Consider the following 26,657-nt stretch of genomic DNA (forward strand, 5'->3'; position numbering starts at 1 on the left):
TTGTAACCTCGTGCCAGAAAGCTTCGGGTAACTAACAGGAGTATTATTTAAGCCAAACTAATCTCTAACAGAAAAAGGGCTGTAAATAATTACAGCCCTTTTATGGTAAGTTTAGCTAAACTTCAGATTACATGTCGGTACAGCACTCTTCCAGGCAATCAATCACATCAATGAGTTTCGGGATCGACAAAGAATAATAAATCTTTGTCCCCACCTTAAAAGATGAGAGCACCCCTTTGTCTTTGAGTGTAATTAAATGCTGTGAGGCAATTGCTTGTGGCAAGTCCAGGTACTGGTAAATCTCCGTCACGGTCATTTTTTCTTCCTTTCCCAAAAGATCCACAATAGCCAACCGTTTGGGGTGCGCCAATACTTTCAGCATCGAGGCGGCCTTGTCTATCTTTTTGGACTCAACCCTGGACAATAAATTTCGCATACTCATAATTCAAAACAATTTAACACATCATTACTTACAACACTCACTACTTACACGTCAAATGAAACAAGTACCACAATCCGCCGTATTATCTGCCTTATCCGTTCTAATGTCAATCAGCTCTCTTCAATACTCAAAATATAAATTTTGTTAGCGGTTAATTTCTGGGCACCTCACTGGATGGAGTCGACTCAGCATACTGCCTGTTTACGTATAAAATTAAGAATCGGATATATAAAATACTAAATACTTATAGATTTTTATATTCCGCCGCTTAAAAATAGCAAAAAATTAATTTAAACAAGCAAATATTTTCTGCAATTTATTGTCTGTCAACCTTTTTACGGCCAAAAACGGAGCAAGTTGGTAAAAAAATTCATTTATGCAAATATTTCAAAAATGAATTTCTTTCCCGGAACAAGTAAAGTTTTAAGTCAACCGTCAGTTGCCAGGCTTCTTTGCCCTGTTTAACTCTTTTCTGCTGAATTGCTTAGAACGGGCAATTCAGCAAAATCGGGAGTTATTCGGTTTCAACTAAGCAGTAGCACGTTACAAACCTTAAAAATTAAGATAGAAACGGCTCCGAAAAAAATTTATTGCGTTGGAAGTTTTACTTACCAAACACCTGACCTTTTATAGGTGTAAGTTAAATTACCCGCAGATTTTTCCCAAACCAAAAAGTATAAAACTATCGCCGGCCACCCAATACCGAACCCAGAATAGAACCCAGGCCGCCACTGTTGTACCCTTGCTGGCGACCCAGGCCACCTAAAATACCCATTAAAGAACCCAAGCCGCCGCTTGTTCCCTGCTGGTTAGACTGGTTACGCGAAGCAGGCTGATTTGGGTTACCTCCTAATAATCCGCCCAGGCCGCCTAAACCGCCTGCCTGATTGGCACCTCCGCCTAAAACACTCCCTAACAGGCCGCCTAACATGTCGCCACCGGCCCCCATACCGCCGCTGCCAATACCACCTTGCCGTCCGGCCAATATTTTAGAAATTACAATGGGGGCTAAGATCCCCAGCAAGCCCTGCATCATACTGCCCGTGGGTACACCCGCCTGCCCGAGCGAATTAGCCAACCCGGAGCGCTGCAGAAAACCAGGGTCAGTCGGATTTTCGCCGTGCTGCTGGGCTTCTTCAGCTTTGTGTACAAATTGCTGCAACGCACCAAACTGTTGCTGGTTAATATTCAGGTATTGGGCCATTTCCTGAATTTTGCTTTGCTCCTGCGCATCCAGTTTGCCATCGGCTTTGGCAAAACTCATCACATCGGTAATAAAAGAAAACCGCAGTTCGCTGTTTTTAAGTATATCGAGGCATTGCTGAATGCTGATATTAGAAGAATCCTGCGCGGCGGCAACTACCTCCTGCTGGGCAGCAGCAGATAACCCGGCCGATTGCGAAAGTAAGGTTAAGAACTGGATTTCTTCCGGTGAAGCTACCCGGTCTGCCGAGGCCACACTGGCAATTGCCCCTAAATAGGCCGCCTTTTCGTTATCGGAATAATCTTTTAATAATGGAGTTTCCTGCACATTCATAAGTTAAAGGTTTAAGTATATCTATATAAAGAACTCTACTAAACGCAGAAATACCTGAAATGTGACGTTACCGGTTAAAACCAATAACAACGGGTATGTTGAATTTGAGAAGTGGGATTAAAAGGGTTCATTATCCGGACGGAAATGCAAAATAATACCAGCCCGGAAATTCAGCCAAAGGCATTAAAAATCGAAAAATTCATCTTCAGCTACCTGTACTTCTTTCTTTTTCTCCGGCTTTTTGGGCTTTAAAATATCTTTAAAGCCTACTTTTTCTTTTGAGGCCGATTTTTCAGGATACGCCGGGTTCTCTTCTCCCACAGAAGGCCCGCCCCGCAAATCCACGGCTATTTTATTTTTTACCCGCGATTTGTCCAGCGCTACTTTATAATCTTTCTCGTTGCCTTTTAAGGTCAGAAAAATATTGGGGGTACCGGCCGTAACGGCAACCGGCGATCCTGCTTCCTGCAGGCGTACTTTTCTTAATATTAAAGGTATCCGGAATTTGTAATCCATCTGCTGGTCGAAAGTGTGGGTCCCCTGCACCCCAATTACCGATGCCCGGGTAACATCCGTCCGGATTTCCATTTCGGGAATAAAAACGGTGCGTTTCTGAATCCAGAAATTATTACTGAGTTCGGCAAACCTGATATTTTCCAGTTCTTTGCGCTTCAGGAACCGGGATAACTGTTGTAAGGGCTCAAAATGGAGGAGTTGCCCGTTGCGGACTATAGCATTTATTTCGGCTTCCAGTTGGTCGGTTTTGGCGTTCAGGCGGCTATCGAAATATATATCCGAATTAATCCGGGCGGTTAAAGTCCCTTTCAGATGCTGCTGTTGAATAAACTTTTGCCCGAAGTTTTCAAACTCATAAAATAAGCTGTCTACCTGCATGTTGGCCAGGTTGGTGGTAGTCGTAATTTTTATGTTATTAGGGGCACTGGCATCCATCCGGCCCTGTAACGCAAACTGCCCGCCAGCCACGTCCATCGCAATTTTAGACGAGGTAATCACCTGTTTCTGCAACCGTACATTGCCTTGCAGGTTTTTTGCCCGGAAACGCCGGAATTGCAGGTGTTTTACGTTGGTGTTTACATCAAAAGAAAGACGAGGCGATACCAGCAAACGGTAATTACCCGCCTTACCGGCCCGGCCCAAATTCTTTTGGCTGGCACCAGCCGTATTTACCAGGCTGCCGGTCAGCAACTGGTCGCCGTTCAGAAATTCAGATTCCAGATCAGCTTCGATGCGCAAGCCCTGATTTTTGAGGAAAAGCCAGGCCAGCGCATTTTTAAAATAGCCGTTCAGCTTAAAATCGGAACTGCCCAGCCATCCCCGGAAACCGGTAACGGCCACATCGTTTTTCCGAATCAGGAAATTACCATACAGGCCCCGGAAGGGAACCCGGTACCCGCTTAGCTGCAGCATTACATTGTGCAAGGTAATATCGCCGGAGGCCCGTACCGCCGCATTACCACCGGTGGCCCGGAATAATTTAAGCGGACCAGCAAAAGCCACTGCCACATCGGCCTGACCGCTCCCTTTTTTTATTTCGGCCACCGGAAATATCCCGAGTACATCCGCAATGGCTAACTTTCCTTTTAAATCCAGATCTAGGTAGGGGTTATCAAAATTACGGTACACCAGGTTGCCGGCTAATGGCTGCCCGGCCAGACGGGCTTTAAAATTTTTCAGGGCCAGTACCGAGGTAGCACTTTTGTGCCCGGCACCGTTGGTAAAGCTGCCATTTAGGTTAAGGTGGGTAATTTTTTGTTTATAATCGGGCTGGTAAAAGGTGGCATTGCGGCAGCCGAACGCAATATTTACCAGTGGTGTTTGCGCCGGCGAAAGATATCCCTTTACCGAACCATTAAAGTAAACCGGGCCGCTGCTTTCGTACTGACCGTATTGACGGTAATATTTCTCCGGCAGCAAAGCCACCACCGACTGCACACTGGTGTTCTGCCCTTTAAACTTTAGGTCGTAATAAATATTGCGACTGTAATTAATGCCACCGCTTACTTCGTAGTTGGCCTGGTTCACCTGCACCAGCGAAGGCGCCAACTGAATAGCTTTGGTATCGAGGTTCAGGCGCAGCGAAGATTTAATAAAAGCCGTCTTGTTTTTAAAATATTCATTTTCGCGCAGCCGCACCGTATAAATATGTGCTTTGCCCTCACCCTGAATATTTATTTCGGGGCCATCTATCTTTAACGCTGCCTGCACCTGGTGGGCCATTATTTTATCGTATTGCTGCAGGGGTTGGTCGTCGTAGGTTACCAGTACCTGCCGCATCGATATTTGCTGGAGGTTGAAAACAAATTTCTGGTTAGGCGTAGCCGTGGTATCCTGCCCGAAAATCCGGTAATTTATTTCGCCGGTGGGCAGAACCCTTACATGCACTTCGCCATTTTCCATAAACAGCTCGCGCACCTGGTACTTTTTTAAGAGAATATCGAGAATACTAAACGTGCAGAATATTTTATCGGCGGTGGCTAAGGGTGCCTGACTGCCGGCCACAGATTCTATTATCTGCACCTTATCGAGGGTAACCGATACTTGCGGAAATTTATCGAACAACGAAAGCGACATTTGGGCAACCTGCACCTTGGTTTTAATGTGCTTGTTGGCTTCCGTTACAAATAGCCCAATTACTTTGTCCTGGTAAAAATAAACTAAACCGGCTGCCAGACAGGTAAGCAAAAAAAAGCCGCCTGCTATCCACCCCAAGAGCTTACCTATCTGTTTAGCTTTCAAGAAATTTACCTTTGTCCAGAGTTAAAGATACAGCAGTCTGCCCAACTACCAAAGCTTTTAAACGGCAATTGCGCTTAAATATTTTTTTTATTTTTTTTGAGCAAGCGCTTGCAGATTCAAAAAAAACCACGACATTTGCATCACCAAACGACAACAACAGGTTGTTAAAGGCACAAAAAGGGGTGTTAGCTCAGCTGGTTCAGAGCACCTGCCTTACAAGCAGGGGGTCACTGGTTCGAATCCAGTACGCCCCACATTAATAATCAAGCACTTACATGAAGCAATTCGGTAAGTGCTTTTTTTATTTACATACTATTTGCATACATTTTCAAAGCTAACCTTCTCTAGTTTTTCTTAATCTTAAAGCCGATAGAAGTTATCACTATTAATCTACGGGCTTTTCTTATTTTGTTCAGTCACTAGCTTTAATCCTCATATCGGCTCAATGACAATTGTAATTTGCTTTTAATTTGGTTCTTTAATTTATCAGGCGCTAACACTTTCATAGATGATCCAAAGGATAGTATAGTCCTTTCCAGCTCAAAATTCAATACCACTTTTATACTTACCTCTAAGCCAGTAGCATCTTCTTTGCATTTTTGAGTTCTATGAAGTGGTTTTGTTTTAATATAAGGAGCCTGTTCAGGGGGAAACCAAAGACGTACCTCTTCCAATTCATCCTCAATTCTTCTAGTTACCCCTATTATATCATCAAAATATTCTTCCCAATCTATTTCATTGTACTGATACTCGTCCTGTGTTTCTACAATATCCTGTATTCTATCTAAGGCAAGGTTCCAGTAAGAATTAGAGGATGCCTCATTTAACCCAAAGGCAAACCATCGACTATTGTATTGCTTTAAATAGTAAGGATGAAAAAAAATAGAATAGGGTTCATCAGCTCTAAAATCTTGATAGGTTATTTTTAGCACCCGATGGTTGGTGATGGCATTGAAGATAGGCGTTATGTTACGTAGCCCCTCGTAATCCCAATTCGATTCAAATGATATAACCTCCCTATCTTGTGCAATAAACCCCAACTTGTCTTGAATGGCTGGTACAATTTCATTGATCCATTCAAATTGCGGCATTCCCTTAAATCGGGATAAAACTGAAAGTGCCTCCTTTATTACTTTAGACTCAACCTCACTAATTGGCTGATTTTCAATTGAAAATAAAGGGTCGCTATACCTATATAAAGTTATTCTTCTATCGAGCGAATCTTTCTCAGCTAAAATAGGAGCCTTCCAGAAGTCTTGCATGTACTGCATATCTGCATGGAGTTGACTTTTTACAATTCCTTTTTCAAATCCTTCTGATTCTAAAATCCTTTCCACTTCTCGGAGCAGGTCTTTGGCGGAATACTTCCTTGTTGTATTTTTTAAACACCTATCTAAGGCCCGGTACCTAATTAAAGCATTTTTATTTATTGGCATAGATAAGCAAAGTCTTTCTTAAAGCTAATGAGAAGTTTTTAAATAAAAAAGTCTGTTCAGAAAGACTGAACAGACCTTCCGTATTCTTGCAAGGTAATCGGAACAAAATAGAACTTTTAACCTTAATTCCTTCCATTATGTCTAAATTTGCTACCCTTCTAGGTTTTTTACCCACTAATGAGCAAGAACTTGCTCTTTCCAAAATCAGCGATTTTGTTGAAGGCAAAACAGAAGACAATTTTTTTGTACTAAGAGGGTCTGCAGGTACAGGAAAAACTTCTATAGTAAAAGCAATTACGACAAAACTTAAAGAAGCTGGCAAAAGCGTTAAGCTTGGGGCTCCAACAGCTAGAGCTGCAAAAATAATTGGAGCTAAAACTGCGCATCCGTCCAAAACGCTTCATAGCCAGATTTATACGCCTGAAACAATAAAGAATGGAGGAGGAGTAAATTTTGTAAGGAAACAAAATAAAAGTTCCGAAGAAACCATCTTCATAGTTGACGAGGCATCCATGATTTCTGATACTTTAACTAAGAATGAGAACTTCTTTGTAAAGAATCCATTACTAACTGATTATTTAGATTTTGTAAAGCAAGGTAATAGTAAAAACAAAGTAATATTTATAGGAGATATTTACCAGTTACCTCCGGTTACACCGGGCTCCAATCTTACTTTCTCACCGGCTTTAGAACCAGATTACCTCTCCGGTAAACTTGGCCTTTCTGGTAATATGTTCTCATTAAACCAAGTAATGCGCCAGGCAGAAGGTTCTAAGGTATTAAAATTGGCAACAGAAATACGGGACACCATGAAACGTGGAGGAAGCACTATCAATAATTCTTTAACTAAGGTTTCAGGCCCTACACCAGCCATACACCTCTATTTGAGCCTCTTTGAGGATGGAGTTTTAGACAAAACGACTATTATATGCTGGACAAATAGAGATGTAAAGTGGTGGAACAGTGTTATACGAGAGCGCTTGGGCTATTCCGGTTCCATTGCGGTTAAAGACATTGTTACAACTCAAGCTAACTGGTTCAGTACTACAGAATGGATTTTTAAAGGAGATACAGGAGTCATTAGATCGCTGGATAATCGAGTGGAGACCTATGCTGATCTTCATTTTGTGGAAGCTGAAGTTGAATTTAGTGGGGATGCAGGAGGAAAAACCATTATTACAACTAAGATTTTACTTGAATCTCTTTCGAGTGAATCTGGCAACTTAACTCCGGAGCAAGAAAGCCATCTATTTCACCAGGTAATGACCCATAATTCGAAATTCAGGGAATCCAGAAAGCCAAGCGATGACAAGTACCTTGGCGCAATGCGATTGAAACACGGATATGCCACGACTTGCCATAAAGCACAGGGAGGGGAATGGGACAATGTAATTCTGCATCCGTATCAGCCAAAAGACTTACGCTGGCTTTATACTGCTGTTACCAGAGCTAGAAATGAAGCTTACTCCTGGGCTGCTTAGTCATGAAATAGAGCATACATTTCATAATTTTAGATAGTGTATGCTCTAATAAATATGAATTTAATTTATTTTAAGAGGTTTAAACATAAGTATTAATCTATATTTGTACACAAGGCGCCTGCGGTAAAGAACTTAATTTGCATTGTGATACGCAATGTGCTCACCAATGTCTTTACTTAGGTAGGTCATTATTTGGTTGGGTTTTATTTTTTTAACTTTTTTTAGTTTTTTTTCAAAGCTTAAGAGTTGAAAGTTCCCGCAGGCTGCCCTTAATTAAAATGGAATTATCACAGTATTATATTGATGAAATTAAAGCCCGGGTTGCTAATGGAACAACCTTGGAGGATGTAACATCTCTGATTAATTTTATTATTAACATCCAGAACGAGACTTTAGGAACCACCTATAGATTTATTAGTACCAAAAGGCTTGCCTATTACTTTGTTCACCGTGACGAAAGATACTTGAGCTTTGAAATACCTAAAAAATCCGGTGGTGTTAGGCAAATAACAGCTCCTGACCCGTTTTTAAAGAAGGTACAACGACGGCTCAACTTTATTCTTGAGGTTCTGTTTAGGCCTAAGGCCGCAGCTCATGGATTTGTAACGGGCCGCAGCATAGTAACCAATGCTAAAGTACATGTAGGCAAAAATTACGTCTACAATGTAGATTTAAAAGACTTTTTCCCTACTATTCATTATGGTAGAATAAAAGCAGTACTTCAGTTAAATTCATTTAGGATGAAACCAGATTTTGCTCATATAATTGCACATTTATGTTGTTATAAAGGCATACTTCCCCAAGGAGCTCCAACATCACCTATAATTACTAATATTACTTGCCAGCAGTTAGATAAAAATTTGGTAGATTATGCTAAATTAAATTCTTGCTATTATACCCGATATGCTGATGATATTACCTTTTCTGCAGATAAAAATGTTTTTAAAGATAAGTTTCATGAAAACTTAAAATTACATTTGGAAGCCGCTGGGTTTAAATTGAACGACAAGAAAACAAGAAAGCAGAAACGAACTCAGCGACAAGAGGTAACAGGTATTATTGTGAATGAAAAGCTGAATCTGCAGCGTACCTATATAAAAAAGATACGCGCGATGCTATATAATTGGGAAAGGGATGGATTACCGGCATGCCAAAGGGAGTTTAATAAATATTATCCCCTTGAAAAAGGATTTGTTAAAAGTAGAATTTTACCTCCTTTTGAGAATGTACTAATGGGCAAAATTTTATTTCTTGGTATGGTACGAGGGAAAGAAGATAAATATTTTATGGAGTTTACCTCCAAATACCAATCATTAAAATCATAAAAAATGGAAATTAATACTTTAGTTAAATTTTATGAAGACAATTTAGAAAATTTACAATTATTAAGATGCGTTAGAAAGAAGGCAGATGATTTTTATAAGTACCTATTTGTTCCTGATCTTAAGAATGAACTAGTCCTTTGTTTTTTTGATATGGACAAGGCAGCAATGTTTAATAATTTGGATAAGTTTTTTTTTAATCTCCAGAAACAAATAGAGATAATAATAGACTACTCACTTAAAAGTATTATAACGCTTGACAAGTTAAAGTTAGATTCTAAAACAAAAAAAATCAAGGACAGGCTTGGTAATGATAAACTCCTAGGTGAGGAGTTATTTGATAAAAAATGTAATGTCCCATCAAAGCAATTAGGAAAGAGATATTTAATTGGATTAAAATATAATGAAGTTTATTTTAAAATTATAGATTCAAATAATCAAGTACCTAATAATGCCAAAGAGATAACTTACAATGAATGGGCCAGGAGAAATCGAGAGACTAAACTCTTCGAATATATTGATAGTTTTAAATTTCAAGATCTATCAATAAATACAAAAATAACTATTTTCTTCATTTATTTTATATCTAATGAGCCATATAAAAAAGTGAATAATGGAGCGTTTGAAGAAACTTTAAGACATGTAAAATTGAATACTAAAATAACATATGCAATGCAACCATTCAGAATAAGATATTCCCATGGCAATGCTGATCTAAAAGAATGGCAATTAGATATTATTAAAGAAGTAGAAGAAAAAAACCTAGATAATCTGTATTTCTTCTATAATGAGTATTATCAAGCTCTGTATTCAATCTATTCTGCATTTAATAGAACTGGCAAAAATTCTTCTTTATTAATATAATACAAATCCGTAATTATAATTTTGTTACTTTTAATATTTAATAAACTTCAGCCTATAATGACCTTACAAAAATTTCCTAATTATTTCATCGCTGTGTATTGTAATGGGGAAGTTAGAAAGCTCTCAGAAGAAGGGATGTTACCAAAATCTGAGGTAAGATTCTTAATATATTGTAAATATGAGAAAAGCACCTCAACTGGGCAACATGCTTACTATAGCAATCAACTATTTGATAGTTCGAATCAAAGAATTGAGGACAACACTTTTGATTGGGATGGAATCAAATGTAAGATAAATGAAAAGGAAGATTGGGAAGTTGTAATTAAGCCTAGCCATAAAGGTGTGAGTCTAACAGCACATATATGGGATAAATTGATGCATCAGGAGATTAAGAAATTTAATAACACATATCATAATGGCAATGCTTTTCAAGAACTATATAATTATTTAGAGCGCTTGAAAGTAGTCCATACTCATGCTTCCTTAAGAGTAATAGATACTAAGGACAAAGAAATTAAGAAGCTTAAAGAAAAGCTAGAAGCTTTCAAGAAGCCTTAGTTTAATATATTTTTCCCCCTCAAAAGTATTAAGAATTGAAGTAAATATACCTACATAATAAAATATAATTAATCCATCAAAGCTTTAAGAAGACAATCCTTTAAATCTGTATAATATTGTATATTGATTTTAGTTATCATATCATCTGATAGCTCATTTAACTGTCTTCTGGAATTCAATGGCACCAATAAGGTAGTAGCACCCTTCTCAATAGCCAGTTCGGCTAAGTTTACAGCATTATAAACCAAGTCAATAGAACCTCCTAAGTTGAGGTGACCAACAATTAAGAGCCCACCTTTTAGACTACGCTCTAAAAGAGCACTACACAAGGAAACTAGCACACCCATACCCACTCCACCACCAGACTTAGAGGCGTCGAAAGACCTGAGTTGAACAGAGAACTCGTGACTTCGGGGATCCCTATCACCTACCAGCTCCTTGGTTTTACTATAAAGGTTTTGTTCCGCAATTCTTACGCTCTCTTGGAATTGAGCAGGCGCTGGTCGGTTCAGTATTTTCACACCACTACCTGGACCAACATTTACCTCTATCTTGTATAAACCTGCTGGTTCATCCTGCCCACTCGTATTTATGGTCCAAACCTGCCCAGGCGGTTGCGGGTCTTCGCCAATGGTATTTTCACTGTGAAGTTCTGGGGTATTCACGAATGTCTCTACTCCCTCTAATCCGATGCGGTAGCTGAAATGAGTATTTCGGAATTCAGCCGAACCAATTCTTTTCTGTTGTTCCTTTACTCTTCTACGGTATTCTAAAGATACTTTTACAGCCCAATCCAGAAGCTCATCCGAAATGGGTTCTACTGGGTTTGGCTGCATAAGCTTTAACAAGCCATTTAGCGTTTTATGAACAGCAGTAGTATCCCGGCCGCTTAAAGCACCACCAAAATCTACCCGGGGCAAAACGGAAGAAATCCGACTGTTGTCACGTAGCCGGGTCCAGCACTCGGCGAGGAAGTCACTTACCAAACCAAAGTGATTGGTGAAGTAAGCCTTATTAAGTTTAGGAAAATCCCACCCTGGAACAAAGGCATGGATACGGTCCATGAAGGCAGTATCATCCCGCATTTCAGGGGGTAATGGTCCAAACAAATGGCCAATACGTTGCTGGTGCTCTACATCCACATCGAAATTACCCACTAATACAACTCCACCATCTGCTCGAATAGGCTCTTTCCCCCGGCTAAATTCCCCACTTTCCATATAGCCTTTCATGATGTTTACCCCATCTTTCTGGTCAAAGGAAACACCTGAAACTTCGTCGAAGCAAACAACATCGTACTTGCAAACCAGCCCGCGCTCGCCACTGCCTAAGTTCACGAACATTTTAGAAACAGTTGTTTTACCCCCTGAAACTAAATGGGAGTAGGGTGAAATCTGCTGGTATAGATGGGACTTTCCTGTACCTCTGGGACCTAGTTCTACTACATTATAATTCCGCTCTACAAAAGGAATCATACGAACAAGAAGCACATTTTTAGCTCTCTCAGATAAAGCAGTTGGCTCCATGCCAACACTCCTGATAAGAAAGTCCTTCCATTCCTCTAAGGTAAAGAATTCGCGTCCTTTATAAAGTATATCTAAAACACTGCGTTGGGAAAGCTGGATAGGTCTTAAACTTGTAATGCCAAATGGTCTTCCGCTGTTCTCTTGGGCAATGGCATTATCGTATTCTACCTCAATCTCCGCATAAAATCCCCCAGTCAGCATTCTATCATTGGCACTAACCATTTCAGGTGAAATCCTAACATTATTCAGCCTCAGACTAGGTAAATAAGCTACATAACTATCAGTGCGCGAATCTAGTTTGGCAGTAATTATGTCAATAATCTTAATAGAGCCTTTTTCCCTTGCTTTCGACTTAAAGTATTCTTCCTCACCAGGTCGTACTGTTCTATCCTGAAGCTGGCGCTTTACAATTTCAAGCCCTTCCTGAATTTCTTCTTCATCAATAGTAGCGCAGTATCTGCCCAGTAAGAATTCAATTACATAAGTTGGTACAGGGTAGGTTTTTCTAAATTGTTCCAGTAAGTCTTTTCTAACAATATAACCCTCAAATGCTTCTGATGCAATTCGGTCAATTTTATCCAATTCCATAACTTATGCTTCCGGCCCAACCAGTGTTGGACTCTTATCTAAAATATTATCGTTACTATCTAAAAGTACTACTATAGCTGAATTGCCTTCTTCTGCATCATCTACCATAATAGAGCACTTGCCTTCCTTTACTGCCCGGTTTCTTGATATAGCAATAGAGGTTGAAGCGTCGGAGACTTTTGTCCTAATATCCACTTTATACCCATCTGCTCCATCTACCACTTCAATCTTACAATTAAGATTTATCCATTTAACGCTACCTATCTTGCCCTTTTTTATAGCAGCCTTTGTGTTTGTGTGGATTAACAACTCTGGTATAAGGCATTCGTGCAAAGATATACCACCGTGTGCATATTCCTGATTAGCCTTAAAAAATGAAATACCTGGTGCATAGGCAACAAAAACATGTTTGTTCCATCTCCACGGCAAGTGTAGGAGGTTTGTTTTGGCGCCTTCCTTTATAAATGCGCAACGGCCCCATCGAGTCTCGGCTAAATCTTTGTGCAAGTTTTCTTTAGGTAAGCCACCTGGCAGCAAGAGCCAGCCATGGTCTGTAACAATTTTAATTTTATTAATACCCTTAGCTGCAGCTGTTTCAATTACCTCATCTATTTGGTCAAAAAGTTCTTCTATCCTGCGAACCATACCAGCTTGTTCTTCATGCCCTTTGGTATCTATGTCGCCAATCTCGCGCCACTGCTTTTGGCCAGATGCTATGCTACCATTATTGCTGATATAGTTAAATCCGCTTTGCGCCAAGGTATTACGAAATACAGCCGTGGTTAAATCTTGAGCTGTTGTCGTTTGAGGGCGAAAATCTTTAAAATCACTTGCTTCTGCTAATGATTGCGCTACAGGAGAGACATGCGGTTTTGCAGTAGGTGTTACGCTTGGTATAGCAGACCAGGCAGAATTAAGTTCTACCTTATAATTGCTCTTTGTAAGTCTTTCAGCGTATTCTTTAGCTAATTCAAACCGGAAAGCATCAACAAAAAGCACGAAATCCTCTGGCTCCTCTTTAGCTGATTGTAATGAGAATATAGAACAGTCGTTGTCAACTAAGGATTGGAATTTATGGGTAATAGTTTCTAACCAGGGTTTATATATACAATTTATAACAGTTGATATAACAGCTTTATCTTGCTCTGATTTGACCATTGCTAAAGCCAGCCGCATTCCCTGGTCTATACGGAAGCCTTTGTCTACATAAAAGGCCTTAATATCATCAATACTGCTAGCAGGTATGGATTCAAGCGATATTTCAGCCATGTAAACCAAATGCTCAAGGGCTCGTGCCAGGGGAGTTTCGCCTAAATCAGCCCAAATCCAATCCCTGCGTTTAGCATGTTCCTGTTCCAAGCTGCGCATTTTTTGCGCAGCATCTTTAGGAAAATCTTTACAAAGGGAGTGAAGACCCTTTCTTAACTTTTCCTCTTCCTCTTCATTAATTTGCGGCCAGCTTTCTAGGGGCAAATTGAAAAAACCTAACCCCAGCACAGCAGGCTTAGCTGACCGCAAGAGTATAGGTATGTGAGGGTATTTTTTGGGTGCATTAGCATAATAATCCCATACCTGCTTCCAATTATTCTGTTGAGAACCTAGCTTTTCAGCTCCTGCTAATAAATTTTTCTTTTCTGGCTTTATCCCATACTGCGATTGACAGATATTTGAGAAAACTTCCCTTTTCTCTTGAGGTAATTTATTAAGAAAGTTCTCCCCTTCGTTTAACCACTTTAAGATGCTTGGTATTACTTCCGGGAAAAGGATACTATATAAGTAATCAACATCAATAACTGGCTTGTGATATAATACCTGGTCATCATTAAATATAAATGGCAGCGCCTTCTTTAAAGCGTCTTTGGTATTAGTATCCTGAGAAGTCTTAACACCTAAACCCACTTGCTTATTTTGGATAAATGCCAACACTGTCCATTCTTTGCCATTCTCTTGCGTCCAAACATGGCCAGTATACTGGTATTCAATAAGCGGTTGCAAAGCAATATTCTCCTCAGCCCCATTTTTCAGGTCATCCTTCGAAATACCAGGCATATAAATGATTGGCGTTTTATCCGAACCCCAAGTTGCTTCGGGCAAGGCTTTATTGACCATGCATTTAATCCAAATAGCCGGTCCCTGCTTAGACGTAGGATTATACTCTCCTAAAATTAACAGTGCCTCAAATTCCTTTTGTAACTCCGGAATAATAGCTTCCCACTGGCGCTCATGATCAGGCCAGAGTATAACCTCAGGTTTAACTACAATAGAACTATTATAATCAATAGCCTTTAAAAGGCTCTGGGTTATCTTCTTTGATAAACTCATTCTGAAATAACAGATACTTTATATCCTACAAGGTTAGCTTGAGCTGTCCTCTTCTCTTCTAATGACAGATGTTTATCATTATCACGTACTTCTCCCCAGTAGCTACCAGTAGGGTTTCTACCCCTATCTACTCCCCAATTTACACTCACTCTTTTACGCAGCACATTAGCCTGAATGAAAGGCCGAATATTAAGCCTTACACCATCATTTAAATCTGGCTCCCAACCAATAGGCTGCTGCTCCAGCGATTTCCAGCGAACAAAAATATCGTAAGGGGCTTCTCCTTCTTGTATCAGCTCCAGCTTTTCTTTTAAAGCATTTGCCGCCAACAGCAGACCATCAGCACCGCTCTCTCCGTTCTTACGTTTTTGCTCACAGTGCCTAATCCAATCGCCAAGATAGGTATAGATAAGCTTTTGCAGATTCTCTTTTGTTAGTTTGTGGTAGTTAACCAGCGCAGAGAAACCATCTTTGCGCCCATCCCAAATGTGCCAGATGAAAGGGCGGTTCTGGAAGAGTTTGCAATGTTGCTCGAAAAACTCTTCACGCAGCCATTCATCCAAACTCGCTTTCTTAGAGCCTTCTTTTTGAAGTAACTCTTCAATTGTATGGGTAGTGTAATCAGAGCCGTATACTGCCTGCAGATATTCTCTCAACCTATCAGCTGCAGGCATTTCACCGTTCACAGAAGGTATGCAAAGAATACCATCTTCATCAGTTAATTCGTCAAAAATTTTAATAGTAGCAATCAACTCTCTAGCTTCATTAGCCAACTCCATCTCCTTATCACTCTCTGCTGGCCAGCGGTAGCCAAGCATTCGGGCAGTTGCTACTTGCAATGGAGTTTCTGCTTTAACTGGATGACCATGGAATAACCATTGTGTAGCATCATCACTGTAAGGTTTGGGCAGACCGTTAGGGTATTTCTCTGCAGCAACTTTTTGCCAATGCTCTATATCAAAAGGCACTTTACCCAATGTCGCATTAGTAACATTACGCTTTTTGTCAATTTTACGAACCTCAACATTAAAATTAACACTTTGAATAAAAGCTAAAATAGGAAGGATGTCTCGATTGTCCTTAGGTAAAATAACTGCTGCACTTTGATCTAATAACCACCCTTTATAAATAGTAGATTTTAGATCTCCTAATAGTGATATAGCAACGGCATCCTTATTCCAAGCTTTATTACCCCTTTGATCTGAATCATGAAGTTGATTCCTTCTAACCTCTTTTGTTTCTCTAAGATGACCATGCTCCATATCATAATCTATCAACAACCTCAAACCAGAATAATTGCAAGTTGTATTTGATGTTCCTTGCATAAACCACCACTTGTTTTTTCTATTTTTAATTTCCCAAAAGAATCTGGTAAATTTTGGAGAATCACCATTTTGAATTCCAGCTAAGCAATCTGCATAATTCTCTAAAAATGGGAGTTCAAGGTTCCTTTCTGATATAACAATACGTGAGTCACTAGTACTATAAATTAAATTAGAATCAAGCAGAATAAGCTGACCTTTCTTAATGTATTCTTCCTTTTGCTTTACTCCTGGTTCATCAGTAACATCTAATCCATAAAACATTTTATTATTAGAATTTAAAATCAAGAGTACTACATCAGCTCCTATTGGATCTACAAATGCGTTGGATCCAAGTTGACATAGAAAAGAATTACGTCCTCTCTTAAGCAGGTCTTCTCTCAACTTAAGATATGAACTCTGATATAGCCAGTTTTGTGGAATTACTAATGCCTGAGTATTTCGGTCTCCAACTAAATGCTCTCCTCTTGTTAGAAAGATAGTTGCTAAGTCTGGTCTACCGAGTGGAAAATTAGCCTTTGCATAACTTCTAATTTTACCAGCCTGTTTTCTTTCCCCTAAATAAGGCGGATTTGTAATTACTAATGTATACTTAAGACTTAACAAATGTCCTGCTTTAGCAATACCTGCCGCAACTACTCCACGTTCTACCTGATCTTTGTCAATTTCACCACTCAATGCCTTCTGTAACACAGGTTTCAGTTCTTCAAAACTAGCAGTGAAGGCATCCGCTTTTATAGTTGACGGATCAAGTAAGCTCCCCAGTTCTGGAGCTAGTTGGAAGTGGTTATAGAGAGCCTTTATACCATTTTCCATACGTGCCTTATCTTCTAACCTATCTACTTTTCCAACTAGTTTTACCCAGTCTTCTTGTTTACCCTTTGGCGCTATGCCACTACAAGCTAGATGCATTTCAGGTAATTCTTTGTACTGCCCACAGAACTTCCAGGCTGTAAGAGCTAAGTTGAAGGCAGCAATTTGGGTACACCTTGGGTCAAGCTCCAAGCCGTTTAGGTTCTCAGCGATAACTTTATCTGTAGCTTCCTCTTTGGAGAGCCCTTCTTCGTGCATCCGTAATTTTGCAAACACAGGAAACAGAGAAGCCACAAAGTGACCTGACCCCATACAAGGGTCAAGGGAGGTCACTTCAGCCGTTTTATCAGGCCAATCTTCAAACTTTCCAGCAGCGGGAGTTCCATCTTCTGAAAACCGCAGGTATTCAAACTTCACAGGAGGTGTTATACCTGGGTTACGGCTTAACCACCAAGCGCCCAAGGTATTATCAATTAAGAAATGAACCATGTATGGCTCTGTAAACAACTGAGTAACAGCAGGAAGTTTTTCACCATCTATCTTATCGCCACTTGCATTTATCTTAGCCTTAGCCTCGCTCTGCCAAAACTGGTATACCCAGCCCAAGCTGTCATCGGCAGTAAAGTGTTCCTCTTCCAAGCTATCCAGCAGTGCCTCAAGCTTCAAACGGTCTTCGGTAGCAAAGCTTACCTGCATCAGTGGGTCATCTGGTCGGAAAATAGCAGGCAACATGCGTGAGGCATAGCCTGCCGCAGCAGCCCACTTATCCGCATATCCTTCTTCACGGGCCAACTCTTCGCAATCTTCCATACTCACCGCAACGCCGCTGGTATGCATTAGTAGCCCATTTGCTTCTAAAAACTTAGCAAACAGCATCTGATGCCAGTACTCATAAGCTAGTTCATAGGCCAAATGGCCTATTTGGTGTTCTCCTTTGTCTAGTACAGCATCACCCAATAAGCGAGCTTTATGGCGCAAACGGTTACGCAAAGAACGCTGTTCAGCATCCATGTGGCCAAAGGGCTCCGAGTGATGAACCGCTAACGCCTGTAATGCATTGCTGGCACCTAACTCAGCATGCGTTCGGGCATTTACAACTGTGTTTTCTAAATAGCTTCGCTGGGCGGATGTTAAAACTGGCATAGAATTATTAACTAATGATTACAGAAGAACTGCTTTCCAGAAGTTCTTCAATATCTTTTTTGATTTGATTTATATATTGCTCCAAATCGGTTTTACTGGTGATTGTCTTTTTAGGAGCAGCATAAGTTTTTGCTTTGGGTTGCGTCAGTTTAACTGCTTCCGCTAAGGCAGAGGCAAACTGCCCTGGTAAAGCCGCTATTTTAATATCCCATGTATTCAAGCTTTCATGCTGCAGTTGGTTTAGCATGGCTTGTGCATCCAACACCTTTACTTCTGGTCGAAGTAGGATTTGGTGCTTGGCTAAAATTTTCTGGCGCTCGTCGCTTTCTATTTTCAGGAAATGTTCGTTTGCATCAAGTTCTGCTCTTAGGTCATCATACTTAGCGTTAAACTTCTCCTTAACCTGCTGTAATGATTTGTTCAATAGGTCAGTTAGGCGAACAGCCAATGGTCCTACTAGGTCTGGTTCGTGAAACAGCAATCTGTCTTCTCTTACTGCATCCATTTCTTGCTTCAACTGCTCTACATCTGGGGTAACTGGCGCATGCTGCATCAAGGTGTTTAGCATTCGCCACATTTGCTCCCGCTTTGTCACCAATTGCGACTTATGGCTCCAATCTTTAAACTTAGCGATAAGGTCTTCCTGCTGCTCCAGCATGCTCCCCAGGCGCTGATTCCCGTCCAGGTTTTCTATATCTTTAACAAACTGAACGCTTATTGGCTCTGGAAAGGGAGAGTCCCCGCTTACCTTCCCAGCCAGGTCTTTCAGCTGAGAAAGGAAGGCATTAGAGCAAACAAACTCATCTCCTGATTTACAGCTAATTCCTGCCTCTTGGTATATTTTCCGAATCTTGATTCTATCCATCGCAGAGAGCGTATGCGTTTCTCTCTTGAAGGCAGCCGCTCCGATTTTAGATTGGTTCAGGTTAGTTTCGGGGGTAGATATATGCTCCGTTAAACGTAGCATCAAGATAACGGTGTCGATGGCATCCTGGCTCCAACCATAAGGAGACCTCATAAAGTGATTCCTAATCTCTTTACCCGATTTGGTACCGTTAGCAATAAAGCGTAATATTTCTGTGGCAATAGGATGGTCCTTTGACTCTTTATCCCATCCTATTCGCTTCATCGCTTCAGGATCATTAGCTATAGCTTTTGTAAGCGCTTTATCCCAATCTTTATAATCGCCTTTCGTAAAATCGGGGAACTGCCTCAGCGCAGTACTCTCAAGCGCCTCTTTTATATTTTCTCCTATACTGCCTTGGTCTACTTTATTACCACCCGCCAGGAATATGCTTGCCTCCTTACAGATATTGTTTATAATATCTTGTATTGCCTGCAATGCCAAGCCCTTACGGGTTTCCATACTTCTTTGGGCCTGTTGGCCTTCAGGAGTTCCTGGAAGCCCTTTGGCATCCAGGGTTTGCTTAGCTGCCAGATACTTAATAATTTCCCCTCGAAGCTCCTGGTCACGCTGCTTCTTCACATAAGCATAAGCTAGTGGCGTATTAGCACCTTCTCCACGGATGTCTTGCATCAAAATAGCTTCGTTATCGAACCAACCGTCTTTTACCCAGATGTGCAGCTTGTTTTCTGTATTTGGTTTAATTTGCTGATTCCAAACTTCAAAATCCCTTTTTTGCTTAGAGGCTCCCTGCAAAACGTTAATCGTCTTGGTCCTTTCCTTAATGAAGTTCAGGATTTTCTCTTTTCTTAACTGCTCAATTAGATCTTCACCAGAGGGGCCATTCAGCTTTTGGGCTTGTTTGCTATATTCTTGTTCCCATTCAGCGCCAACTTTTGTCTGTAGCTTAAACTCATCGTCTACAGGCATCAGTACTTTTTTGTCTACAAGCCTTTTAATTAGGTCTTTTACCTTCGTCCTGAACCTATCAGAAGGCTCGACCAGGTTATCGATTAGCAAGTCTGCAATAGTATCCTCATCAGACTTCAGGCGGTTACTCTGTCCGTTAGACGGTAGGCGATCCATCAGGAATACAGCACTAAGAATGCGACCTTCTAAGAGACCATCACCTCCTTGTGCTTTTTTCTCCTGTATTAGGTTATTCGTTTCATTCAATAACAAAGCATTCTGTAATAGCTGCTGCTGCTTCTGGTCAAAAATATAATCCGCAGGAATAACATACCCAACTCCCTTATTTGCAACATGCTTAAGGCTATCGTCCACAATTCTTAGCTGGCTACGAAGCTGACCCGATGTACCTGCCGTATCAATAACCTGTAGTACCTTCTTCCAAAATTTTCTTGTGGAGGGTAAGATAGGATAATCTGCAACTAGGTTATACTTATCATCAGTCTGATAGCCAAAATCTGTTCCAGACAAATTTCTTGATATTTCACCAAGGCTGTCTTCCAATTTCTTTTCCAGCAGCTTTATTGCAGTGGCCTTCTTCTGAAGAACCGTTTTTCGGGTTACCGTCTCTACGTCAGTATCTGAAAGTGATACTTTTACTGAAAAGCGGTCTTGTAGTGGCTGTAAGTAAGGGGTCTCTGATAAGGCACTTTGCCCGGTAGCCACTAGCAGGAACTTGCCATCGAAGTTGCTGGAAAGCTCTTGGGCAAGGTTCTGAATGTCTATGGTCTTATTTCCATCTGTACCAATAAATTGCTGCACCTCATCCAGCACTATAATAGTACAAGGTACTTTGGTGCCATAAAACAAGGGTAGTGCCTCATTTTTTATAGTTTCAATCAATTGCTCCCGGCTAATTGTATCAACTCTTTTAAAATTAGCTTTGAAGTTTTCTTTTACCTTGGCCTCATTCTCGGCAAATTCTGGTTTGAGTTGGAGTAAGCATTTAGCTAATACAGAAGAAACGAACAGATTTTCATATTCCTTTCTAAAGTCTTTGCCTTCTGCCTCCACCAAAGCTTTCAACTCATCCAGTATGCCCTCTTGCCTAGCCCAATAAACAAACTTAAAATGATGATATTGCTGTGGTAACTTTAAAGCATTGAGAAATAATTGGAGAAAGGAATATCTTATATCATGAGAAGGGAAGTCTTTTAGGGTGCCGGCAACAGATAATTTCCCGTAAAGCTTCTGCTTTCTATCAAGTTCAACAAACAAGTCATTTACATCATCTGGCAAGGTTTTTAATGACCTAGCTGTAGCGCCATCAGGAAACTTAAAGTCCTCCCATAGATAACCCAATATTTTAACTAAGTGGGATTTACCACTACCAAAGAACCCACTTACCCAAGCTGCTGGTTGTTTAGGAGAATCGATATGTTTGAGATAGGTTTGTAAAATTCTGACTAGCCCTTGCTGGTATTCGCCTTCACAAACAAAGGTTTTTAGTTCATGCCGAAGTACCTTCAGCCCATTCTCATTGTGGGAAGTGTTAATTTCCACAACCCCGTCATTAACTAAGTTGTTATCGTCTGGATTAAGCTCAAAGAGGTCTTTATTATTCATATGGTGTTAATGTTATGCTGTAATAGGCCGAGCCAGATAACTCCAGCCATCACGAGCATCTAATAATCTATATTGGTTTTTACTAAACTCACCCGGGAAAAGCACCAGCATTCTACCCTTAGCATAGTCGGAGGCCGTGCTAATTATATTTGATAACCTGGCGAATCCAAAAATGGCTGTTACATCTTTTATAACTATAATGGTATTATCATCAGCTTTCGCTTTCTGAATCTCATCCTGTATATAATCAATAACAAATGGCTTAAACTCCACTTCAAGTTGGTCAGCTAAAGCTTCTGGATCGGAGAAATATTCCTCCCTGTATTCATGTGAAGCCATCCAATAAGGAAAGCACTCTTTTAAAGACACCGGTACCCAATTCTTTCCGGCATTGCGAGCAGCAGCTTCAAAATCACCTAATCTTAAGTCTATTTTCCTCTGATCGGCAGGATCATAAATTAAAAACCAGACTCTTTCCTGGCCAGATAAGGTTTGTGCCCACGGTTCAGCAAGAACCTGCTCAAAGGCAATTAATAAATTATCGACTTTCGAAGCCACTCAATTTTAATTTAGTTAAAATCTTATCAAAAGAAATAGCAGTAACACTCCCAGCAAACTGATACTGAACCAAACCTTGCTGGGCCGCTTCCACAGCTAACTCCCGCACTTTTGCATCGGGGAGGTCCAAAGCCCTTACCCACTTACTTTGCAGGATAAAATCCCCGCGACTGCCGCTTAGGTAGGCCAATAGCATTGCGAAGGCCAAGGCATAATACCCAGGTTTAACTTTGGTCCGTAATGCCTTAATCTTTCCTGTAATATAGCCAGCTTGTTTCCAGGAGCTGATTATATTTCTAGCGGCAGACTTCCGGGTTTTGGGGGTAAACCGACCTGGGTGATAAGCTTCAATATTCTGCTCCATGTAATCCACTGCTACTTTTTCTCCCAAAGTAGTATTTATAACCGGTTCAATACTTTCCGCTAATAAAAAATCCCGTTTACAAGCATATAATAAGCTAATTATAACCCTATCACTAAGATTTGCTTTTTGCCAAAAGTACTTGAAGCAGGTAAAAAATGGATTACTATCTTCAAACCCATAGAGCTTCTTCAGGTAAAGGGTTGTATTATCCTGATTAGATTTCGTCAATTTATTAGTTACATTTCCCTTTAGCGCCTCCTGGTAGTTATTATTATCTAAAGCAAAATCCATTACCCTGGATAATTCCGATAGCATAATTGTCCTACTTGTATGTATTGTAAGTTCTTTTATTGGTGAAGCCATAATGGATTTTACAACCTATTAGTATAGAAAACTAGATTTAGGCTTTAAATTTAATTTATTAAAATCCATTCTATAGTGCCAGGTCCCATCACCAATAGTATTTATTTCGGCATTAATTATAAACCACTGGTAGCTAACCAAATAATTATTTCTACACTAAGGGAGATTTACTATTACCACAATCTACTACTTCTGAGCAGGCGCTTAAAATAAATATTTGACTTATTAAGCCCTAATGTAGAACAATTCCTTTATATTCCAACCAAGAACTATATACAAAAAAACAAATATTTTACTTTCACACAATACTCTTAAAATGAATAGAGAAGAATTAAAAAAAGAATTCTTGAATGAATGGCCAATAAATAGAGTAGGTAATATGGTTTTAGAGGAGTATACAAATTTAAATAAAACATCCTTCTGCTATTGGCTTGAATCAAAAACCCAAGATTTGGGAAGTATATGGGGAGGTTCCTCCTTTAAGTTCGGTATCTATAGAAAAAACAGTACGAAAGTAAACACAAACAAAGGCTATTCATCTGATAATGAATATGCCTGGGTTACAAAATATGGTAAAACTGCTGATGAAGCATTTTCAACTGTTAAAAGCGTAATCAATGAAATAGTAGATGCTGCACAAAAAAATGAGCTCCAAAGAATTGATAAGGTAAATTTAGGCCCTGCCTATAAATGGAAAGTAGCATTCCTTTACTCAGATTATAAAGTAGTTAATATTTATAAACCGGAGGCACTACAGTTTGCTGCCGAATCTTTGGGAATGAATAAGGTTCACAATTCCCCTTCATCCGAATTGCACAAGTTTATTATGGGCAACAAACTTCTAACCGAAAGTTATTATGGATTTACAGGAAGGCTATGGCATGAATATGCTGCCAGCTTGAAAAATACCGGATTACCAGGAGCTAATGAATTACCCCCAATGAGCGCTGATTTAACAAACGAAAAGATTGCACTTAATACTATCCTCTATGGACCTCCCGGAACTGGGAAAACTTTCAACACCATAAATATTGCGGTAGAAATTTCCGACCCTGCTTTTTACGAGCAGAATAAAGATGATAGAGCAAAACTCCGTGAGCGTTATAATCAATTACTAATTAAGGATTGGGGGAATATGCAAAAAGGCCAAATAGGCTTTTGTACTTTCCACCAAAACTTTACCTATGAAGATTTTATAGAAGGCATTAAACCTATTAAGCCAGCAGTAGAAGACAACTTCCTAAAGTACGATGTCCAAGATGGTATATTTAAAAAAATTACCGAGCGGGCTCATTATTTCTCAAATGGATTAGTGCTGAAGAACAAAGCCTTAATAAACATTAAAGAGAGTGATTACCAAAATGCAAACTTTTATAAAATTTCACTTGGGGATGTAAATAAGCCAGAAGACCAAGCGATTTATGACTATTGCATTGAGAATAGTTGCATTAGTATAGGCTTTATGGGTGGATATGACCTTACAGATAAAACCATAAATGATTTCAATCAAATAGTTCAGGATAATAATTGGTCACGATATGCTGCTCAGGCCATGAACTATTTTAACCATTATCTACAAGTTGGAGATTACTTTATAGTTTCAAAAGGAAATTATAAAGTGCGGGCTATAGGGAAAGTGATTGGAAGCTATTATTATGATGAAAATGCTCCTATCCCGAGTTACCATTTTAGAAAAGTGGAATGGCTCATTGAAAACACTGAAATACCTATAGCAGAAATTTATCAGAAAGCGCTATCTCAACAAACAATCTACTCCCTTAATAAGGCCTGGATCAACAAAGAATTCTTTGTGTCCAATATATCTACTTCTGCTAGAGATAATCAGGTCCAAAATTTTGTGCTTATCATAGATGAAATTAACCGGGGTAATATCTCCCAGATATTCGGCGAATTAATCACTCTAATCGAGAAAGACAAAAGAGCCGGTAAAGATGAAGCTTTAGAAATAACCTTACCTTACTCAAAAGAGGTTTTCTCTGTACCACCCAACTTATACATTCTGGGGACTATGAACACTGCTGATAGAAGTGTTGAAGCTTTGGACACTGCTTTACGCCGACGGTTCAGTTTTATAGAAATGCCACCTAAGGCTGAAAAGATAAAGTTTGAAGGCAGACTTAAGGATATGGCAGGCATGCTAGGGGAAATTGATTTAGTAGAATTACTTGACACTATTAATAAACGAATCGAGAAACTGCTGGACAAGAACCACATGATTGGCCATTCTTACTTAATGAATGTTTCTAATATAAACGATTTAAAACAAGCATTTTATGAAAGTATTATTCCCCTTCTTCAGGAATACTTTTATGGAGATTTTGCCAAGATTGGTCTAGTATTAGGCAGTGGCTTTTTTAAAGCAGAACCTAAAAATCAGGCCTTAGACAAAAAGATATTTGCTGATTTTTTCCACGAAGCTATAGATGAACTTAGCAGTCGAGAAGTACTTAGGCTAAAAAACATTTCTAAAATGACCGACGATGACTTCACTGAAGCTCTGCAAAAATTGCTAAACAAGAAGACTGAGAATGCCACCTTATAAAAAATTAAATATCTCAGTTTTTGAACATGAAAGTTTAAGAGCCGGCGAAAGAGGCTTTACTGTATCCCATCTGGAAACTTTACAACGATACTTTGGTGAAAAAGGGACACCTAGCTTTACGCTTATACATAATGGCATAAAATTTACCGAATATGTGGGTGTCCTAAAGGTCGGGGATATAAGTATTGAAGTTTTACCTAAAATTGACCGCTCTGAGACTGATACTGAAAAATGGCAGAACATTCTTATCAATATGCTCAGGCAAGCAGGTTTAATGAAGGTTAGGACAAGTAGCTCTACTTCTTTAAAAATAAAAAGCAACTCTATCCTTGACATTTACTTCGAACTGTTTGTAACTGAATGTGAACAACTGCTGCACCAAGGTCTGGTAAAAAAGTATCGTAAGAAAGAAGGAAATTTATTTTCCTTAAAAGGCGCATTACAATTTAATAAACATATAAGCCAGAACCTTACGCATCAGGAACGCTTTTACACCCGCCATACCACATATGACCGGGAGCATCCACTAAACCAGATATTATTTAAGACTATTCTACTACTTCAAACTATAAATAATTCACCTGCATTAACAAGTCGTATAAACGGCCTTTTACTTAATTTCTCTAATATCCCCGATATTAAAGTCAGTGAGGCGCTTTTCCAGCGCCTGTCCTTTGACCGCAAAACTGAGCCCTACCGTAATGCAATAAAAATAGCAAGACTCCTTCTGTTGAATTACCACCCGGATGTTACATCAGGCCAAAATCACGTACTGGCACTGATGTTTGACATGAATCACCTTTGGGAAACGTGGGTACTTAAAGTCTTGCATAAAGAGTTATACTATAAAGGTTACTCTGTTGAAGGTCAAATAAAAGAACGCTTTTGGGAAAGCCATGAGCAGCATAAAAAATACATTAAGCCGGATATTATTATAACTAATCCGAAAGGTAAAAAATGTATTATTGATACAAAATGGAAAACACCTTCCTTGGGAAAACCCTCCGACGAAGACCTCAGGCAGATATTTGCTTACCTTCTTCACTTTAAGGCTGATAATGGAATACTCCTTTATCCAGGAGAAAGAGAAATAAGAATTCGAGGGAGTTATATTATAAATGGAGGCTCTTGTGAAATGGTTTATGTGCCGGTTATTAAGGATGATAATTTAGTTTATTCGGGTCTTATTGATTCAATTCTATTTACATAATGAGAATAGAGTATTTAAGACTTAATCTGCCGGATGATTAAATGTAATC

Annotated in this window: 16 protein-coding genes and 1 tRNA gene; 7 read left to right on the forward strand and 10 right to left on the reverse strand. The window is 39.7% G+C overall.

The features are described 5' to 3' along the window. Positions 1 to 127: 127 nt before the first annotated feature. From AAE02nite_RS05100 to AAE02nite_RS05110, 3 genes are all read right to left on the reverse strand, one after another. Positions 128 to 442 (reverse strand): ArsR/SmtB family transcription factor, encoded by a 315-nt coding sequence (locus AAE02nite_RS05100; RefSeq protein WP_246150807.1) that lies wholly within the window; start codon positions 440 to 442, stop codon positions 128 to 130. A 682-nt stretch (positions 443 to 1,124) separates the two neighbouring features. Next, positions 1,125 to 1,979, reverse strand: coding sequence for a TerB family tellurite resistance protein (locus AAE02nite_RS05105; RefSeq protein WP_146895570.1), 855 nt, complete (start codon positions 1,977 to 1,979; stop codon positions 1,125 to 1,127). A gap of 183 nt (positions 1,980 to 2,162) precedes the next feature. Next, on the reverse strand, positions 2,163 to 4,709 hold the full coding sequence (locus AAE02nite_RS05110) for an AsmA-like C-terminal region-containing protein (RefSeq protein WP_146895572.1): 2,547 nt from the start codon (positions 4,707 to 4,709) through the stop codon (positions 2,163 to 2,165). Between the two features lie 206 nt (positions 4,710 to 4,915). Here AAE02nite_RS05110 and AAE02nite_RS05115 point away from each other — a divergent pair. Next, positions 4,916 to 4,990, forward strand: a tRNA-Val gene (locus tag AAE02nite_RS05115). Between the two features lie 171 nt (positions 4,991 to 5,161). Here the strand turns inward: AAE02nite_RS05115 and AAE02nite_RS05120 are convergent. Beyond that, on the reverse strand, positions 5,162 to 6,172 hold the full coding sequence (locus AAE02nite_RS05120) for a helix-turn-helix transcriptional regulator (protein WP_146895574.1): 1,011 nt from the start codon (positions 6,170 to 6,172) through the stop codon (positions 5,162 to 5,164). A gap of 137 nt (positions 6,173 to 6,309) precedes the next feature. Between AAE02nite_RS05120 and AAE02nite_RS05125 the strand changes: the two genes are divergently transcribed. From AAE02nite_RS05125 to AAE02nite_RS05140, 4 genes are all read left to right on the forward strand, one after another. After that, complete coding sequence (locus AAE02nite_RS05125) at positions 6,310 to 7,653, forward strand: ATP-dependent DNA helicase (protein ID WP_146895577.1); 1,344 nt, start codon at positions 6,310 to 6,312, stop codon at positions 7,651 to 7,653. Between the two features lie 278 nt (positions 7,654 to 7,931). Continuing rightward, entirely contained in the window at positions 7,932 to 8,978 is a 1,047-nt protein-coding gene (locus tag AAE02nite_RS05130; RefSeq protein ID WP_146895579.1) for a reverse transcriptase domain-containing protein, read from the forward strand. Between the two features lie 3 nt (positions 8,979 to 8,981). Then, positions 8,982 to 9,839 carry a hypothetical protein gene (locus AAE02nite_RS05135; protein ID WP_146895581.1) on the forward strand — a complete coding sequence of 286 codons (858 nt, stop codon included), beginning with the start codon at positions 8,982 to 8,984 and terminating at the stop codon, positions 9,837 to 9,839. Positions 9,840 to 9,896: 57 nt separating this feature from the next. Further along, entirely contained in the window at positions 9,897 to 10,397 is a 501-nt protein-coding gene (locus AAE02nite_RS05140; RefSeq protein ID WP_146895583.1) for a hypothetical protein, read from the forward strand. Between the two features lie 68 nt (positions 10,398 to 10,465). Here the strand turns inward: AAE02nite_RS05140 and brxL are convergent, their stop codons facing one another. The 6 genes from brxL to AAE02nite_RS05170 are packed head-to-tail and all read right to left on the reverse strand — an operon-like array spanning position 10,466 to position 22,835. Then, on the reverse strand, positions 10,466 to 12,511 hold the full coding sequence (gene brxL / locus AAE02nite_RS05145) for a protease Lon-related BREX system protein BrxL (RefSeq protein ID WP_146895585.1): 2,046 nt from the start codon (positions 12,509 to 12,511) through the stop codon (positions 10,466 to 10,468). A 3-nt stretch (positions 12,512 to 12,514) separates the two neighbouring features. Beyond that, a complete protein-coding gene (pglZ, locus tag AAE02nite_RS05150; RefSeq protein WP_146895587.1) occupies positions 12,515 to 14,833 on the reverse strand; it encodes a BREX-1 system phosphatase PglZ type B in 2,319 nt (772 codons plus the stop codon). Continuing rightward, positions 14,830 to 18,111: an Eco57I restriction-modification methylase domain-containing protein gene (locus AAE02nite_RS05155; RefSeq protein WP_146895589.1), complete on the reverse strand. Its 3,282-nt coding sequence runs from the start codon at positions 18,109 to 18,111 to the stop codon at positions 14,830 to 14,832. Before AAE02nite_RS05155 ends, pglZ begins: the two co-directional genes overlap by 4 nt. A 7-nt stretch (positions 18,112 to 18,118) precedes the next feature. Beyond that, on the reverse strand, positions 18,119 to 21,550 hold the full coding sequence (gene brxC, locus AAE02nite_RS05160) for a BREX system P-loop protein BrxC (RefSeq protein WP_146895591.1): 3,432 nt from the start codon (positions 21,548 to 21,550) through the stop codon (positions 18,119 to 18,121). Positions 21,551 to 21,562: 12 nt separating this feature from the next. Beyond that, entirely contained in the window at positions 21,563 to 22,108 is a 546-nt protein-coding gene (locus AAE02nite_RS05165; RefSeq protein WP_146895593.1) for a BREX protein BrxB domain-containing protein, read from the reverse strand. After that, positions 22,089 to 22,835 (reverse strand): hypothetical protein, encoded by a 747-nt coding sequence (locus AAE02nite_RS05170; RefSeq protein ID WP_146895595.1) that lies wholly within the window; start codon positions 22,833 to 22,835, stop codon positions 22,089 to 22,091. The genes AAE02nite_RS05165 and AAE02nite_RS05170 overlap by 20 nt, the downstream gene beginning before the upstream one ends. 316 nt (positions 22,836 to 23,151) lie before the next feature. On the opposite strand from AAE02nite_RS05170, the gene AAE02nite_RS26640 reads away from it, so the two are divergent. Beyond that, positions 23,152 to 25,398, forward strand: a complete 2,247-nt coding sequence (locus AAE02nite_RS26640; protein ID WP_146895597.1) for a DUF8426 domain-containing protein — start codon at positions 23,152 to 23,154, stop codon at positions 25,396 to 25,398. After that, positions 25,385 to 26,608 (forward strand): McrC family protein, encoded by a 1,224-nt coding sequence (locus AAE02nite_RS05180; protein ID WP_146895599.1) that lies wholly within the window; start codon positions 25,385 to 25,387, stop codon positions 26,606 to 26,608. Before AAE02nite_RS26640 ends, AAE02nite_RS05180 begins: the two co-directional genes overlap by 14 nt. Positions 26,609 to 26,657 lie beyond the last annotated feature (49 nt).

Origin of the sequence: Adhaeribacter aerolatus (assembly GCF_007991635.1) — a bacterium.
Lineage (GTDB): Bacteria > Bacteroidota > Bacteroidia > Cytophagales > Hymenobacteraceae > Adhaeribacter > Adhaeribacter aerolatus.

Coding starts and splice junctions, on each gene's coding strand:
- AAE02nite_RS05100 (WP_246150807.1), bottom strand. CDS start 442: ATGAGTATGCGAAATTTATTGTCCAGGGTTGAGTCCAAAAAGATAGAC.
- AAE02nite_RS05105 (WP_146895570.1), bottom strand. CDS start 1,979: ATGAATGTGCAGGAAACTCCATTATTAAAAGATTATTCCGATAACGAA.
- AAE02nite_RS05120 (WP_146895574.1), bottom strand. CDS start 6,172: ATGCCAATAAATAAAAATGCTTTAATTAGGTACCGGGCCTTAGATAGG.
- AAE02nite_RS05125 (WP_146895577.1), top strand. CDS start 6,310: ATGTCTAAATTTGCTACCCTTCTAGGTTTTTTACCCACTAATGAGCAA.
- AAE02nite_RS05130 (WP_146895579.1), top strand. CDS start 7,932: ATGGAATTATCACAGTATTATATTGATGAAATTAAAGCCCGGGTTGCT.
- AAE02nite_RS05135 (WP_146895581.1), top strand. CDS start 8,982: ATGGAAATTAATACTTTAGTTAAATTTTATGAAGACAATTTAGAAAAT.
- AAE02nite_RS05140 (WP_146895583.1), top strand. CDS start 9,897: ATGACCTTACAAAAATTTCCTAATTATTTCATCGCTGTGTATTGTAAT.
- brxL (WP_146895585.1), bottom strand. CDS start 12,511: ATGGAATTGGATAAAATTGACCGAATTGCATCAGAAGCATTTGAGGGT.
- pglZ (WP_146895587.1), bottom strand. CDS start 14,833: ATGAGTTTATCAAAGAAGATAACCCAGAGCCTTTTAAAGGCTATTGAT.
- AAE02nite_RS05155 (WP_146895589.1), bottom strand. CDS start 18,111: ATGCCAGTTTTAACATCCGCCCAGCGAAGCTATTTAGAAAACACAGTT.
- brxC (WP_146895591.1), bottom strand. CDS start 21,550: ATGAATAATAAAGACCTCTTTGAGCTTAATCCAGACGATAACAACTTA.
- AAE02nite_RS05170 (WP_146895595.1), bottom strand. CDS start 22,835: ATGGCTTCACCAATAAAAGAACTTACAATACATACAAGTAGGACAATT.
- AAE02nite_RS26640 (WP_146895597.1), top strand. CDS start 23,152: ATGAATAGAGAAGAATTAAAAAAAGAATTCTTGAATGAATGGCCAATA.
- AAE02nite_RS05180 (WP_146895599.1), top strand. CDS start 25,385: ATGCCACCTTATAAAAAATTAAATATCTCAGTTTTTGAACATGAAAGT.